Source organism: Mucilaginibacter auburnensis, assembly GCF_002797815.1.
GTDB classification, from domain to species: domain Bacteria; phylum Bacteroidota; class Bacteroidia; order Sphingobacteriales; family Sphingobacteriaceae; genus Mucilaginibacter; species Mucilaginibacter auburnensis.
On sequence record NZ_PGFJ01000001.1, the window covers coordinates 47,537 to 62,655 of the forward strand.

General features: G+C 44.1%; 11 protein-coding genes. All 11 read left to right on the forward strand.

Going from position 1 to position 15,119, the window contains the following annotated elements; genetic code table 11:
- The first annotated feature begins 39 nt into the window (after positions 1–39).
- Positions 40–2,823, forward strand: a complete 2,784-nt coding sequence (locus tag CLV57_RS00210; RefSeq protein WP_100339366.1) for a TonB-dependent receptor — start codon at positions 40–42, stop codon at positions 2,821–2,823.
- Positions 2,824–2,850: 27 nt separating this feature from the next.
- On the forward strand, positions 2,851–4,107 hold the full coding sequence (locus CLV57_RS00215) for a hypothetical protein (protein ID WP_100339367.1): 1,257 nt from the start codon (positions 2,851–2,853) through the stop codon (positions 4,105–4,107).
- A gap of 23 nt (positions 4,108–4,130) precedes the next feature.
- Positions 4,131–5,228 carry a phytase gene (locus CLV57_RS00220; protein ID WP_100341250.1) on the forward strand — a complete coding sequence of 366 codons (1,098 nt, stop codon included), beginning with the start codon at positions 4,131–4,133 and terminating at the stop codon, positions 5,226–5,228.
- Between the two features lie 161 nt (positions 5,229–5,389).
- Positions 5,390–6,001 (forward strand): hypothetical protein, encoded by a 612-nt coding sequence (locus CLV57_RS00225; protein ID WP_157799020.1) that lies wholly within the window; start codon positions 5,390–5,392, stop codon positions 5,999–6,001.
- 290 nt (positions 6,002–6,291) lie between these two features.
- Positions 6,292–6,369 (forward strand): K(+)-transporting ATPase subunit F, encoded by a 78-nt coding sequence (gene kdpF / locus CLV57_RS18735; RefSeq protein WP_157540818.1) that lies wholly within the window; start codon positions 6,292–6,294, stop codon positions 6,367–6,369.
- 10 nt (positions 6,370–6,379) lie between these two features.
- Positions 6,380–8,095 (forward strand): potassium-transporting ATPase subunit KdpA, encoded by a 1,716-nt coding sequence (gene kdpA / locus CLV57_RS00235; RefSeq protein WP_100339369.1) that lies wholly within the window; start codon positions 6,380–6,382, stop codon positions 8,093–8,095.
- Positions 8,096–8,108: 13 nt separating this feature from the next.
- Positions 8,109–10,136 (forward strand): potassium-transporting ATPase subunit KdpB, encoded by a 2,028-nt coding sequence (kdpB, locus tag CLV57_RS00240; protein WP_100339370.1) that lies wholly within the window; start codon positions 8,109–8,111, stop codon positions 10,134–10,136.
- A gap of 132 nt (positions 10,137–10,268) precedes the next feature.
- Positions 10,269–10,826: a K(+)-transporting ATPase subunit C gene (locus CLV57_RS00245; protein WP_100339371.1), complete on the forward strand. Its 558-nt coding sequence runs from the start codon at positions 10,269–10,271 to the stop codon at positions 10,824–10,826.
- A gap of 33 nt (positions 10,827–10,859) precedes the next feature.
- Positions 10,860–11,939: a porin gene (locus CLV57_RS00250; protein ID WP_100339372.1), complete on the forward strand. Its 1,080-nt coding sequence runs from the start codon at positions 10,860–10,862 to the stop codon at positions 11,937–11,939.
- A gap of 86 nt (positions 11,940–12,025) precedes the next feature.
- The gene (locus tag CLV57_RS00255) at positions 12,026–13,156 is read left to right on the forward strand and encodes a sensor protein KdpD (protein ID WP_100339373.1); all 1,131 of its coding nucleotides are present in this window, start codon (positions 12,026–12,028) and stop codon (positions 13,154–13,156) included.
- The gene (locus tag CLV57_RS00260) at positions 13,153–14,904 is read left to right on the forward strand and encodes a HAMP domain-containing sensor histidine kinase (RefSeq protein WP_100339374.1); all 1,752 of its coding nucleotides are present in this window, start codon (positions 13,153–13,155) and stop codon (positions 14,902–14,904) included. Before CLV57_RS00255 ends, CLV57_RS00260 begins: the two co-directional genes overlap by 4 nt.
- Positions 14,905–15,119: the final 215 nt, after the last annotated feature.

A 15,119-nucleotide genomic window follows, 5' to 3' on the forward strand; every position in this document is an offset into this window, starting at 1 on the left:
CTTTGCAGCGTCATTTAAACAAAGCAAATAAAAAGCGCAATGAATAAGTTTTTACAAATCCTGTTACTCTCCCTTTTTAGTATTGGCGTAGCAAGTGCTACAACTATAAAGGGCCATGTGTACGATAAGGAAACCGGTGAGCCGTTAGTAGGCGCAACCATTACTATAGAAAAATTTGGCAAGGCTACTACAACCGGTCTCGACGGTAAATTTGAATTAAAAGGATTATCGGCCGGCCCCGCAAGCGTACGCGTTTCCTACATTCTTTATAAAACAGTTGTACAAGAAGTTACCATTTTAAACGAAGACACTCCGCATTTAAAGGTCTTCATGGAGCATGCAAGCAATTTGCAGGAAGTAGCCATTACCGGGCGCAGCAATGGTGTTACCGACCGCGAAGCGCGCCGTTTAGAGCAGAATGCTGTTCAGGTAATGAATGTAGTATCAGCACGTGCAATTGAGGTGTCGCCAGACTTAACCGTTGCTAACGTAATGCAGCGTGTTTCGGGTGTTTCAATTGAGCGCAACAGCAACGGCGATGGGCAGTACGCAATACTACGTGGTATGGATAAACGCTATAACTACACATTAGTTAACGGCGTAAAAATTCCAAGTCCGGATAATAAATACCGCTATGTTCCGCTTGACCTTTTCCCGTCTGACCTGTTAGACAGGTTGGAGGTTTATAAAACACTTACACCCAACCTAGAAGGTGATGCAATAGGCGGTGCTGTAAACATGGTGATGAAAAACGCTCCCGAGCAATTACAGATCAACGCCAACATATCAACCGGCTACAGCCAGTTGTTCTTTGACCGCAACTTCAGCAGTTATAACGCTTCGGGCATAAACGGTAAATCGCCATACGAGTTAAATGGGCGCGCTTATAACGCCACTGCTAATGATTTTGCTAAAGGAACTTTAGATTATACATCAAAAAAACCTGCGCCTAACCTTGTGGGTAGCCTATCTATCGGTCAGCGTTTTTTAAATAACAAACTGGGCATAGTTTTGGCAGGCAGCTATCAAAACACCTATCGCGGCAGCAACAGCACGTTTTACAACTCGTCGGTAACCAACACAAACGAGTATGCGGTTATTTCCAGTCAGATATACAGAGAATACTCAGAACAGCAAAAACGTTTAGGCTTACATGGCAAGGTTGACTATGTGTTTAACAATAACCATAAAATTAGCTTATACAACGTGTATGTAAACCTGGTTAACCAACAGTTGCGCGATGCAGTTACCACCAACTATACCGGTAGCACCTATCAGCCTGCGGCAGGTAATGCCGAACTAACCTACCAAACACGCAGCAGGTTAACAGAGCAGCAGATATACAACAGCACGCTGCATGGCGACCATAAATTTTTTGACAACAAGTTTAAAGTTCAATGGTCTGCAGTGTATTCATCAGCCCGCAATCAGGTGCCTGATAATACCACTATCAGCTTGAACGGTATCCGTCAAAATTTTGTTGATAAACGTTTATCACTGGTAAACACCAACCCGGTTGAGCGCCGTTGGGAACGCAATACAGATGAAGACAAAGCCGGTTACTTAGACCTTAGCTATAATATACTGAATGGCAAAAGCAAATTTGACGTTGTGGCAGGTGGCTTGTACCGCGATAAGCAGAGAAGCAGCTTTTATAATAAGTACAACTTGTATGCACCTTTAAAGGGTGACGGCACTGCCCCTCTTTACGGTGTTGACTTTAATAGCTATAATGATCTTAATTTACTGGTATCAAACCCCACAGGAGCAGTTAACAACCCGCTTACTTACAACGCGAGCGAGAAAATCACGGCTGCTTATGGCATGGTAAAACTGGTATCCGGAAAAACAGAGATAGTTGGTGGCGTACGCGTTGAGCATACTAACCAGGGCTACGCGTTGCTATTTCAGGCCGGCGAAACACGCCCTACAGGCAGTCAAATTTACACCGATGTTTTACCAAGTGTAACTGTTAAGCACCATTTAACTGAAAAAGCACAATTACATGCTTCGTATTACAAAGGCGTTAACCGCCCGGGCTTTTACGAGCTTGTACCAAGCAGGGTAGTTAACGAGGAATTTTTAGAACGTGGTAATCCCGACCTGGTGCGTGCACTTGCAGACAATTATGATCTGCGTTACGAACTGTTTCCAGGGGCCGCTGAGCAATTATTGGTTGGAGCGTTCTACAAAAAAATTAAAAACCCGATAGAATTTACCTTTCAACCGGATGCCATACGTCCGCAAGATGTATACTATACGCCCGGTAACTTTGGCACCGCCAATAACTATGGTTTGGAGTTAGACTATATTAAGTTTTTCAACAAAATAGGTATTAAGGCCAACTATACTTACACGCATTCGCGTATTGTTACGTCAAAGAGATCAAGGCGTGTAAACCCAGCCACCGGCGATACCGAACCTATTTCGGTTGATCAGGCAAGGCCTTTATACGGACAGTCTGAGCATATCGGCAACTTATCCTTACTGTATAAAAACACAAAAAATGGTGTAGAGGTACAACTTGCAGGTGCATACACCGGCGAACGCATCAACACGGTGTCTCAATTTTTAAATAACGACCTCTGGCAAAAAGGATTTGTTCAGATGGATCTTTCGGCAGAAAAAAGATTTAAAAGCGGCATCAGCGTATTTGTTAAAGCTAATAACCTGTTGAACACGCCAACCAAACTGTTTATAAAAGGTACCAATCCGGAAAATTTAACTATTAAAGAGAACATTGTTTCGAACGGACAAACTTTAATACGTAGCGATTATTACGGACAAAGCTACCTGATAGGTATCAGGTACAAATTGAATTAATTACTAAAACGTATTAGATCAAAAGATATGAAAACTGGAAAGTTATTTACAGCATTATGCTTAGCCACGCTGTTTTTCACAGCCTGCCAAAAAGCAAACATAGACGTTGATACCACACCCGACGGCGGCTCGGCCACAGGCGAGGTATCGGGTGTATGGACCAAGGGAAGCGTGCACGAGATTAAAGGTGATATTATAATTCCGGCAGGAAAAACACTTACTATTGAAGAAGGTGTAACTGTTTTAATGGATGTTACCGCCAAACCTGAAGTTGTGGTTAACGGCAACCTTTACTCTTTAGGCACGGCAGAAAATCCGGTAAAATTTACGGTGAGCGATGTTTACAGAACAGATGCCAATAAGTTTGGTAAACTTTGGGGCGGCATATTAGCTTCGCGCACCTGTGCCGAACTGGTATTAGATCATACTATTTTAGAGTATGGCGGCGCTACCACTTCTGATGCATCTACATCTGTTAAGCAGCAATTGTACAAAGCTAAGGCGGGAGAAAACTTACCTGCACTGTGGTTCTCCAACATCAACGGAAAACTTATAGTAGTGAACAGCATTATCCGTAATTTTCAGGAAGACTGTACGTATATAGAGGGTGGAAAAAGCATTTTTGCTAACAACGTATTTTACACTACAGGTGTAAGTGGCGGCGAGGCTATCAATTTTAAGTCGGGCTGTATTGCTGATGTTGCGTACAACTTGGTTTACAGCGCCAATACCAACGCGCTTAAGCTATCCAACAGCGGCGACAGGGTTCCGCAGGCATATATTATTGCTTACAACAACACCATGGTAAATACCGGCTGGAGAAGACCTACAGCAAAAGGTGGTTCTATTTGGGTAGAGGCTAACGTACGTGCCGAAATTTACAACAACCTGTTTGCCAATACCCGTTTTGGTATAAAACGCGACACTAAAAACAAGGAAGACGCCCGTTCTAAATACAGCAACAACTGGTACTATGGTTATGATCAGGCTACAGTTAACCAGTTCCAGCCCAATAGCGAAGTTATTGGTGGTACAAATGATGTAATAAGCACTACGGTTGGCGCTAACGACCCTAAATTTGTTAATTACCCATTGAATAACCCAATGACCAGTCCGGATTTTAACACCTCGTGGGATTTCCACCTGCAAGGTAATTCAACTGCTTTAAATAAAGGCATCACCAGCTTTACCCGCAATCACGCTGCAGGCCTTGTTGTAAACGGGGTTACTTATGCATCGCCTGCGCCATCTGCATTTGTGGGTGCTTATGGTACAAAATTGTAATGTTTAAATGCTCAGAGAAATTAATGAATAAACGAAATATATTATTTGCGGCACAGCTGCTTGTTTTAATGGCAAGCAGTGCCTGCCAACAAAACAACTCAGCTAATAAAGCTGCTGCAACAGATACCACTGCTGTAGCCGAAGTTAAACCTGTTATTATTACTGAACCGGTTAAATATGACACCGACGATCCGGCAATTTGGGTGAACAAGGCAGAGCCTGCAAAGAGCCTGGTTATTGGAACCGACAAAGATGCTGATGGCGCTTTGTATGTATTTGACCTGCAAGGCAAAATAGTACAGGATAAGGTGGTGCGTGGTTTAAAGCGCCCCAACAACGTTGATCTTGCCTATGGCTTAATGCTGAATGGCAAGCCAACTGATATTGCCGTGGCCAGCGAACGCATTACGCATAAACTGCGCATTTTTTCGGTACCTGACATGAAACCGGTTGACAATGGTGGCATTGAAATTTTTAAGGGTGAAACCGGCAATGAATACCGCGACCTGATGGGTATAGCTTTATATACCGCAGCCGATGGTAAGATATATGCCATTGCGGGCCGTAAAAACGGACCAACAACAGGCGGTTACTTATGGCAGTACTTGTTGAGCGATGATGGCACGGGCCATGTTAAGGCAACATTGGTGCGCAAGTTTGGTACCTACAGCGGTAAAAAAGAAATAGAATCAATAGCGGTGGACAATGAACTCAAATACGTTTATTACTCTGATGAGCAGGTTGGTGTTCGTCAATACGCGGCTGATCCTGATCAAGGCGACAAGCAACTGGGCATGTTTGGCACCACCGGGTTTAAAGTAGATCATGAAGGTATATCCATCTATAAACTAACTGATTCTACAGGCTATATTCTGGTGTCTGACCAGGGGGCTAACCGTTTTCAGATATTCGGCAGAGAGGGGACCAAACAAAAGCCATATGAACATAAGCTGTTGAAGATAGTTAACGTTGCGGCCCGCCAAAGCGATGGATCTGATGTGGCGAATGTTCCTTTGAATGATACATTTAAACACGGCTTGTTTGTTACCATGAGTGATGACAAAACCTTTCATTACTACCGCTGGGAAGATATTGCCGGCAAAGAGTTAAAGTCTAAATAACTGTTCTTATTATACTAATGCTACAAAGCCCCCGGAAAATAACCGGGGCTTTTATTTTTAGTTATCCTACTGAAAAAAGTAAAAATTACCTATAAACGGGTATTTACCCACAGCTGAAATTGAGGTATTTTAGGGCTTATTGCTAAATACCTCTAATTTAAATGAAAAATTACCTATCCTTATCGCTATTGCTTTTCTGGGCGAGCATGATCGTTGTGTCGTGTACAAAAACGGGCACCTCACCTAACGGAACGGATCAAAGTAGTAACAACAACAATAACACACCCGCAACCACCGAAAGTCCGTACTTTGAATACAGTATTGGCGCCGATGCTGCAGTTAGGGTCGACTGCTCAGACATTGCATTTTCGGCTAAACCAGGCGATGTTATGGTTGCCGTATACGCTAATTTTGTAAATACGAAAGCTTCTTTCCTCTTTGCATTTCCTGCTTCTGCAACAGCTGTACAGGCTGCAGTTACCGGGAGCTATCCTGTTAGCGCTTATTCAAGTTTTACTAATCCTGCCAGTCTTAAAGCGTTTGAATTAAGTTTAAGAGCGCCTAAAACCATCGGCGGTACAGATTACTTTTACTCTGTTGCTCCTACAAATGCAACTTACGAAAACAAAATAAAGAGCATTGCAAAAGGCGCGATTGAAGGAACTAAACAAGTGTATTGGATAGAGGGCGAATTTAAAATGCCGGCCGAAAACGTTGCTAAGCAAACCACCACCTTAAGCGGAAAGTACCGCTTTAAATTACTTACCCTATAGTTGCCCTAAAACAAATCCTGATTAACTGCAGGACTTTTTCATTATGATAATCAACCCTTCCAAAATGGAAGGGTTTTTCTTTTTACATCCATCCTATTCACCACTAATTAAAAATTAATTAATTGATATTCAGTTTATTAAATAATTTTTCGGTTATAAGGTATTTGTTTTGCCAATAGGGATAAAAACAAATACTTACAATGAATACCATCCTACTTCTACTGGCCATTATTTTTTGCATGTGGCTCTTTTACAAATCTGTTGACTGGTTCGAAAAAATCTAAAAAATCATGATCGCATTATTTATTATCTCCATTGCAGTATTCATTTACATGATATACGTGCTGCTAAAACCCGAAAAATTTTAACTAACAAACCATGAACTCAGAGATATTGGGCGTAATAGCCTCCTTTTTGATCACCTTGCTCATAGCCATACCACTGGGAAGGTACCTGGCAAAAATGTTTGCCGGCGAACGTGTGTGGACCGACTTCATGAAACCGCTTGAAAATGTTTTATTCAAGTTAGCCGGCATTCGTCAAAACGAATCAATGGACTGGAAACAGTTCCTGAAAGCAATGCTAACCATTAACCTGCTGTGGTTGGTTTACGGCTTTTTTGTGCTGATGTATCAAGACAAGTTGCCGCTTAACCCTGATGGCAACCCAGGCATGACACCTGACCTTGCCTTTAACACCATCATCAGCTTTGTAGTGAACTGCGATTTGCAACACTACAGCGGCGAAAGTGGCTTAACTTATTTAACCCAGCAAATTATTGTAATGTTCCTGATGTTTACAAGCGCTGCCACAGGTATAGCTGCTGCAGTTGGCTTGTTCAAAGCGTTCAGGGACAAAACAGTAGAAAGCATTGGCAACTTTTGGGAATTCTTTATAAAAGCTATCACCCGTTTACTGCTGCCATTATCGGTTATAGTAGCCATTATACTTGCCTTTAACGGAACACCGGCAAGCTATGCAGGCAAAGACCAATTCATTTCCTTGCAGGGTGATACTGTAAATGTATCACGCGGCCCGGCGGCGCAAATGATAGCTATTAAACACCTGGGCACCAACGGCGGAGGTTGGTATGGTGCCAACTCGGCACATCCTTTAGAAAACCCGAGCTACGTAACTAACATGACGGAGATCGTTTCGCAAATGATCATCCCTATGGCCATGATCATTGCTTTTGGCTATTTCATCCGCAGAAAAAAACTGGGCTGGATAATTTTTGGTGTGATGACGGCGGGCATGTTGATGCTGATGATACCAACCATTAGCAGCGAATTAGGTGGCAACCCCAATATTGCCAAAATGGGAATTACACAAGCCACCGGTGCAATGGAAGGTAAAGAAGTGCGCATAGGTCCATTGGCTACCGGCTACTGGAGCACACTTACTACTATCGTATCAACCGGTTCGGTAAACGGCATGCATGATAGCACTATGCCACTTACCGGTGCATGGCAGTTGCTCGGTATGATGATCAACGGTTTCTTCGGTGGCTGCGGTGTAGGTATACTCAATTACTTTGTGTATCTCATTATAGCTGTATTTATCTCAGGTCTGATGGTTGGCCGTACGCCCGAATTTTTAGGGCACAAAGTTGAGGCCCGCGAAGTAAAGATAGCCGCGATGGTAACGCTGATCAGTCCGTTTCTCATTATGGCTGGCACAGCATTGGCCGCGTTTGTGTATAGCACTTACGGCAATGCAGATTGGGCAGTTAAACCATCCAACTGGTTAAACAACCCCGGCTTCCATGGCTTCTCAGAAATGTTGTATGAGATGACCTCTGCCAACGCCAACAACGGTTCGGGTTTTGAAGGCTTGGGCGATAACAACATTTTCTGGAACGTATCAACCGGCTTTGTGCTGATCCTTGGCCGCTTCCTGCCTATCATTGGTCCGGTGGCTATAGCAGGGTTGCTTGCCAAAAAGAAATACATTCCCGAATCAGCCGGCACACTGCGTGTAGATACAGTAACCTTCGGGCTCATGACTTTAGCCGTGATACTGGTATTGAACGCCCTTTCTTACTTCCCGGCATTGGCTTTAGGTCCGTTGGCCGAGTATTTTTCTATGAGATAATTATTTGACGACAATGAAAAATCAATCTAATAAATTATTTGAACCGGCTTTAGTGCAAACCGTGCTTAAAGAGTCGTTCATCAAGCTGAACCCTAAAGTGATGCTACGTAACCCCGTAATGTTCACTGTTGAGGTAGGTACAGCCATTATGGCTTATGTAACTTTCTACAGCCTTACCAATCATGATCAGGGTTCATTCGCTTATAACTTGATCATCTTTTTAGTACTGTTACTAACCTTATTGTTTGCCAACTTTGCCGAAGCTATTGCCGAAGCGCGCGGTAAAGCACAGGCAGACAGCCTGCGCAAAACCCGCGAGGAAACACCTGCCAAAGTGGTGAGAAGTGACGGATCAGTAACCACGAGATCATCGAACGAGCTTAAAAAAGGCGACGTATTTATTTGCGAACCGGGAGATACTATTCCAACCGATGGCGAGATCATTGAAGGTTTGGCAACTATTGATGAATCTGCCATCACAGGCGAATCTGCCCCGGTAATACGCGAAGCAGGCGGCGATAAGTCATCTGTTACCGGCGGTACAAAAGTATTGTCTGACAGGATAAAGGTTCAGGTAACCACCCAACCAGGCGAAAGCTTTTTAGATAAGATGATTGCCTTGGTTGAAGGCGCATCGCGCCAGAAAACACCTAATGAGATAGCGCTTACCATATTGCTGGCCAGCTTTACGCTCATCTTCATTATTGTATGTGTTACGTTAAAGCCGTTTGCAGATTATGCCAACACGCCTATCACTGTTGCCGCGCTGATATCACTGTTTGTGTGTTTGATCCCAACTACCATAGGGGGCTTATTATCAGCCATTGGCATTGCCGGTATGGACCGCGCTTTGCGTGCCAACGTTATCACAAAATCTGGCAAGGCAGTTGAAACCGCCGGAGATATTGACACCCTTTTGCTTGATAAAACCGGCACCATTACCATTGGTAACCGTAAGGCAACACACTTTTGGCCCGCTAACGGTATTTCTCCTGAAGAATTGGGTAATGCTGCAGTATTATCATCATTGGCTGATGAAACGCCCGAAGGTAAATCAATTGTAGAGTTGGCCAGTTCGCACATGAAGCTGCCTAAAGCGCCCACTGGTGCAACCTTTATAAAATTCACTGCCGAGACACGCTCAAGCGGTATTGACACACCCGATGGTCTTGCTATTCGTAAAGGAGCTTTTGATGCTATGCGCAACATGGCCCAACGCGCGGGCAAACCGGTTCCTGCCGAAGTGGAAGATCGCGTTAAGATCGTTGCATCTAACGGTGGCACACCATTGGTAGTAACAGCCAACAACCAGATACTGGGTGTTATTGAACTACAGGACATTATTAAACCAGGCATTGCAGAACGTTTTGAACGCCTGCGCAAAATGGGCGTTAAAACCGTAATGGTAACAGGCGACAACCCGCTTACAGCAAAATTCATTGCCGAAAAAGCCGGTGTTGACGACTTTATTGCCGAAGCTAAGCCTGAAGACAAAATGAACTACATTAAACATGAGCAGGCCACAGGTAAACTGGTTGCCATGATGGGCGACGGCACCAATGATGCCCCTGCCCTGGCCCAAGCCGATGTTGGTGTAGCCATGAACAGCGGAACACAGGCTGCCAAAGAAGCCGGCAACATGGTTGATCTGGATAATGACCCTACCAAGCTGATAGAAATTGTTGAGATAGGCAAACAGTTGCTCATCACCCGGGGTACGCTTACTACGTTCTCCATAGCTAATGACGTGGCAAAGTATTTCGCTATTGTTCCGGCGCTATTCATTGCTTCTATACCTGCTTTGCAGCACTTGAATATTATGGGACTGCATAGCCCGGAGAGCGCGATCCTGTCAGCCGTGATTTTTAACGCCATCATCATCCCAATGTTAATTCCTCTTGCTTTAAAAGGCGTGGAATATAAACCGATTGGTGCCAGCGCTTTGCTGCGCCGCAACCTGTTGATCTACGGATTGGGTGGAGTTATTGCTCCGTTCATCGGCATTAAGTTGATCGATCTTTTAGTTGGACTATTTATATAGAGATGTGAGTATTGAGATGTGAGATATGAGACAGAGGACTCAGGCATTGCATCTAATTCCCAAAACTTAAATAATTACCGGCGTGAGATATAAGGCGCAATTCTCCTATCTCACGTCTCAAATCTAAAGAAAATGAAAAAGTACATATTACCCGCAATACGCTTAACCGTTGTGCTTACCGTATTGTTATGTGTTATCTATCCCTTGTTGATCTCTGCCGTAGGCAAATTAGCTAAGGGCAAAGGCGATGGGGAGACCATCATTCTGAACGGCAAAGTAGTTGGCTATGCTAACGTAGGCCAAAAATTTGACAAGCCCGGTTATTTCTGGGGCCGCCCTTCGGCTGTTGATTATAACGCGGCAGGTTCAGCCGGTTCTAACAAAGGGCCAACCAACCCTGATTATCTGAAACAGGTAAGCGACCGCGCAGATACCCTGCTGAAATACCACCCATATTTGAAAAGAACTGATATCCCCGCAGACATGGTTACTGCATCAGGCAGCGGCCTTGACCCTGATATTTCTGTTGCAGGAGCTACCATACAGATAAAACGCATAGCTGCCGACCGTAAGCTGGATGAGCAAACAATAGCAAAACTGGTAGCTGAACATACAGAAAAACCGGTATTCGGTCCGGCGCACGTTAACGTGCTAAAACTAAATGTAGCCCTGGACGAGCTGAAAAAATAAGCGTCCGACCTTATATCTACACTATTTATAAAAATGAAAAAAATGCTATTAGGTGCGGCCATTATGGGTTGCACCATTGCCGCCCGCGCACAAGATGTTAAAACAACAAACAACCTTACCATCAGCGGTTATGCCGAGATCTATTATGGCTTTGACTTTAACCGTCCGGCAAATAACAACAGGCCGGGTTTTGTTTACTCGCACAATCGCCACAACGAGGCCAACCTTAATTTGGGTTTTATTAAGGCCAATTATGATGATGGCGCCGTTCGTGCTAACCTGGCGCTTATGGCAGGCACCTACGCCAACGCTAATTTAGCAGCCGAGCCCGGCGTACTAAAAAATGTGTTTGAAGCAAATGCCGGTGTAAAGCTTTCTAAAACTGCCAACCTTTGGTTAGATGGTGGTATCTTTAGCTCGCACATCGGGTTTGAAAGCGCCATATCAAAAGATTGCTGGGTGCTCACCAGGAACATATCCTCTGAGAATACCCCTTATTATGAGTCGGGCGCGAAGCTTACTTATATTACCAATGATGGCAAACTAACCCTTACCGGTTTATACCTGAACGGATGGCAACGCATAAACCGCCAGGATGGTAACGGCGCACCTGCCGGAGGCGTGCAGGTTTATTATAAACCAACCGACAAGATAACGCTGAATTACAGCAATTACCTGGGTACCGAAGGTGCAGATGCCATACGCGTACGCCGATTCTATCATAATTTATACGGCATATTCCAGCTAACAGACGCCTTTGGCATAACCACCGGTTTTGATTACGGCACACAACAGGCCGCAAAAGGCAGTAGCATCAATTATCATATAATTTCTCCGGTTGCCATTGCACGCTACAAGTTTGCCGAAAAATGGGCGATGGCGGGTCGCGTTGAATATTATGAAGACAAAAATGGAATGATAATAGCTACCGGCACACCCAACGGATTTAAAACAACAGGTTACTCACTGAATGTTGACTTTGCACCGGTAAGTAACGCGTTAATACGTTTAGAAGGAAAAATGTACAACAGCAAAGACCAGATATTTACCCGCAACTACAATGCTGTGGGCAACAACGCGGCAGTAACGGCCAGTTTTGCTGTATCATTTTAAAGAACTTAGTAAATTTAGTTGATGAGGGTTAACCAACTAAGCCAACCGCCCGGAAATTCCGGGCGGTTATTTTAACCGGACAAATTATGGTAAGCGATAGCAATAACGGATCTGTAAAAGATTTTATTGAGCTGGTAAAAAAATCACGCCGCGGCAAACTGAAGATCTACATTGGCATGAGCGCCGGTGTAGGTAAATCATACAGAATGTTGCAGGAAGCACATGCTTTGCTAAAAAACGGCATTGATATACAGATGGGTTATATTGAAACGCACAGACGCGCGGAAACGCACGCTTTACTTGACGGATTGCCTGTAATACCCCGCCGGAATATTTTCTATAAAGGGAAAGAACTTGAGGAAATGGATTTACAGGCCATTCTAAGTCGGCATCCCGAAGTGGTTATAGTTGATGAACTGGCTCACACCAACATTGAGGGCAGCAAAAACGCCAAGCGCTGGCAGGATGTGGTTGATATTCTGGATGCGGGTACCAGTGTAATTACCGCGGTAAACATTCAGCACCTGGAAAGCTTGAACGAGGAGATTGAAGATATCACCGGCATAGCCATTACCGAGCGCATACCCGATAAAATTTTAGAGATGGCAGATGAGATTGTCAATATAGATCTGACTGCCGATGAGTTGATAGCCCGCCTGCGTGAAGGCAAGATATACGATAAAAGCAAGATAGAACTTGCCATACAGAACTTTTTTCGCAGTGAAAAAATATTGCAGCTGCGCGAGCTGGCGCTTAAAGAAGTGGCACACCATTTAGAGCGAAAGATAGATATTGAGGTTCCGAAACAGATCAAGCTACGGCCCGAACGCTTTTTAGCCTGCATATCATCTAACCATGAAATAGCAAAAGTGGTGATACGTAAAACAGCGCGACTGGCCTCCTATTACCGTTCGTCGTGGATAGTTCTGTATGTGCAAAGCAGCGGTGAGAGCATGGACAAGATCAAACTGGATAAACAACGCCATCTTATTAATAACTTTAAACTGGCTACAGAGCTTGGGGCCGAAGTATTAAAAATAAAAAGCGATAAAATAGGTCAGGCTATTATGGGTGTAGCCGAGGAACGGGAAATTACAACTATATGCATTGGCAAACCCCATGTTAATTTATTCCAGCTTATTTTGCGCACGGCGGTTTTTAACGAGCTGTTAACCAAAATTGCAATTACAGAGACTGATTTAGTTATACTATCATGAAAATTAAAACCAAACTTCGCCTGGGCTTCGGCTTCTTGTTCGTAATCGTCCTGTTTTTTGGCACGCTTTCTATGTTTTACATTAACGACATCTCAAAAAGCTCAGAGATCGTTTTAAAAGATAATTACGAAAGCCTGCGCTACACACGCGACATAAGGAAGATATTAGATGAACATAATTTGCCTTTAGATAAAAGCACATTAAACGCCATTGAAACCGAACTAAAAAAAGAAGAAAAGAACATTACCGAAAAAGGCGAACAGGCTGAGGTATCTGCGCTAAAACAATCTTTGCAAAGGCTTAGTAGTGTAAACACCCCATCAAGCGGTTTGCCAATTGAGCGGGAGGTTAGGGCGCACCTGCAAACTATTGATGACATTAACATGCAGGCCATTGTGCGCAAAAATGACGCGGCGCAGAACTCTGTTAAAAACGCTGCCCTGTTGCTCGGCCTTACAGGTGGAATCACATTCCTGGTGCTGTTCTCGTTCACGGTAAACTTTCCGGGCTTTGTGGCTAACCCGCTGCGCCAGCTTTCGCAGGGGATCAAGGAGATCAGCAAGAAAAACTATACACAGCGACTGGAGTTCAAGAGTAACGATGAGTTCACCGAGCTGGCCGACGCTTTCAATGAAATGGCCCGCCGGTTAAACGATTGGGAAAAGAGCAACATCGCTACGCTAAGGTCTGAAAAGCTGCGTATTGAAGCGATCATCAGCCAGATGCAGGATGCCATTATTGGTTTGAATGAAACACAGCAAATACTTTTCCTGAATCAATCAGCAGAGCAACTACTGAACATTGACGGGCAACAATGGGTGGGCCGCAGCGCATCAGAATTAGCTCAAACCAACGACCTGCTGCGCAACATAACCAGTAACGAAACCCGGAACAAGCAACTAAAGATCTACGCCAATGGCAAGGACTCGTACTTCCAGTTAGATAGTTTGGAAATTGCAGTGCCAACCGTTCAAACCAATGGCGAAGAGGCCATTAACCGCAGCAAGAGCCCCGCAGGTATGGTTTTTATATTGAAGAATATTACCCAGTTTAAAGAGCTGGATACGGCTAAAACCAATTTCATCGCCACCGTATCGCACGAGTTGAAAACGCCTATCTCATCTATCAAAATGAGCCTCAAATTGCTGGGCGATGAGCGTGTGGGAACCATGAATGCCGAGCAGTCTCAACTTATTCAACACATCAGGGAAGACAGCGACCGCCTGCTTAAAATAACAAGCGAACTGCTTAACCTCTCAAGTGTAGAGACCGGCAATCTGCAACTGCAGTTCAACCCTGTTCAGCCGGAGGTTATTGTTAATTACGCTATGGACGCGGTAAGGTTTCAGGCGGAACAAAAGGAGGTACAACTTGAACTGTTAAGCAAAAACGGACTACCCAATGTATTGGCCGATACGGAAAAAACAGCCTGGGTGTTGATCAACTTTTTATCTAACGCGCTGCGCTACAGTCCGTCAAAATCGCGCATTGTTATTGGAGTAACCGCACGTGATAAATGGGTGGAATTTTCTGTGAAGGATTTTGGCAACGGCATTGAAAAACAATACCAGCAGCGCCTTTTCGACCGCTATTTTCAGGTTCCAACCGATGGTACCAAAAAATCAGGTTCGGGCCTGGGCCTTGCTATCTCTAAAGATTTTATTGAAGCGCAGAATGGCAAAATATGGGTAGAAAGTGAAATTGGTGAAGGAAGCAAATTTAGTTTCTCGCTTCCGATAGCTACCTGATCTTACTTACACTAAGCTGTCCCAAACACATATGCGAGAGCGTAAATAAATTGACCCGTTTTACTTTTTATTGATTTGAAAATCAATTAATTAAAATTAGACACCGTTGTATTTGGGACAACTACCTCAGTAATCATTTCAAATTTTGCCATTTTGGTCCACCAGATGGGACAGGTTTGAATACACTAAGCCCCAACGCCAATTAATACTTTTAC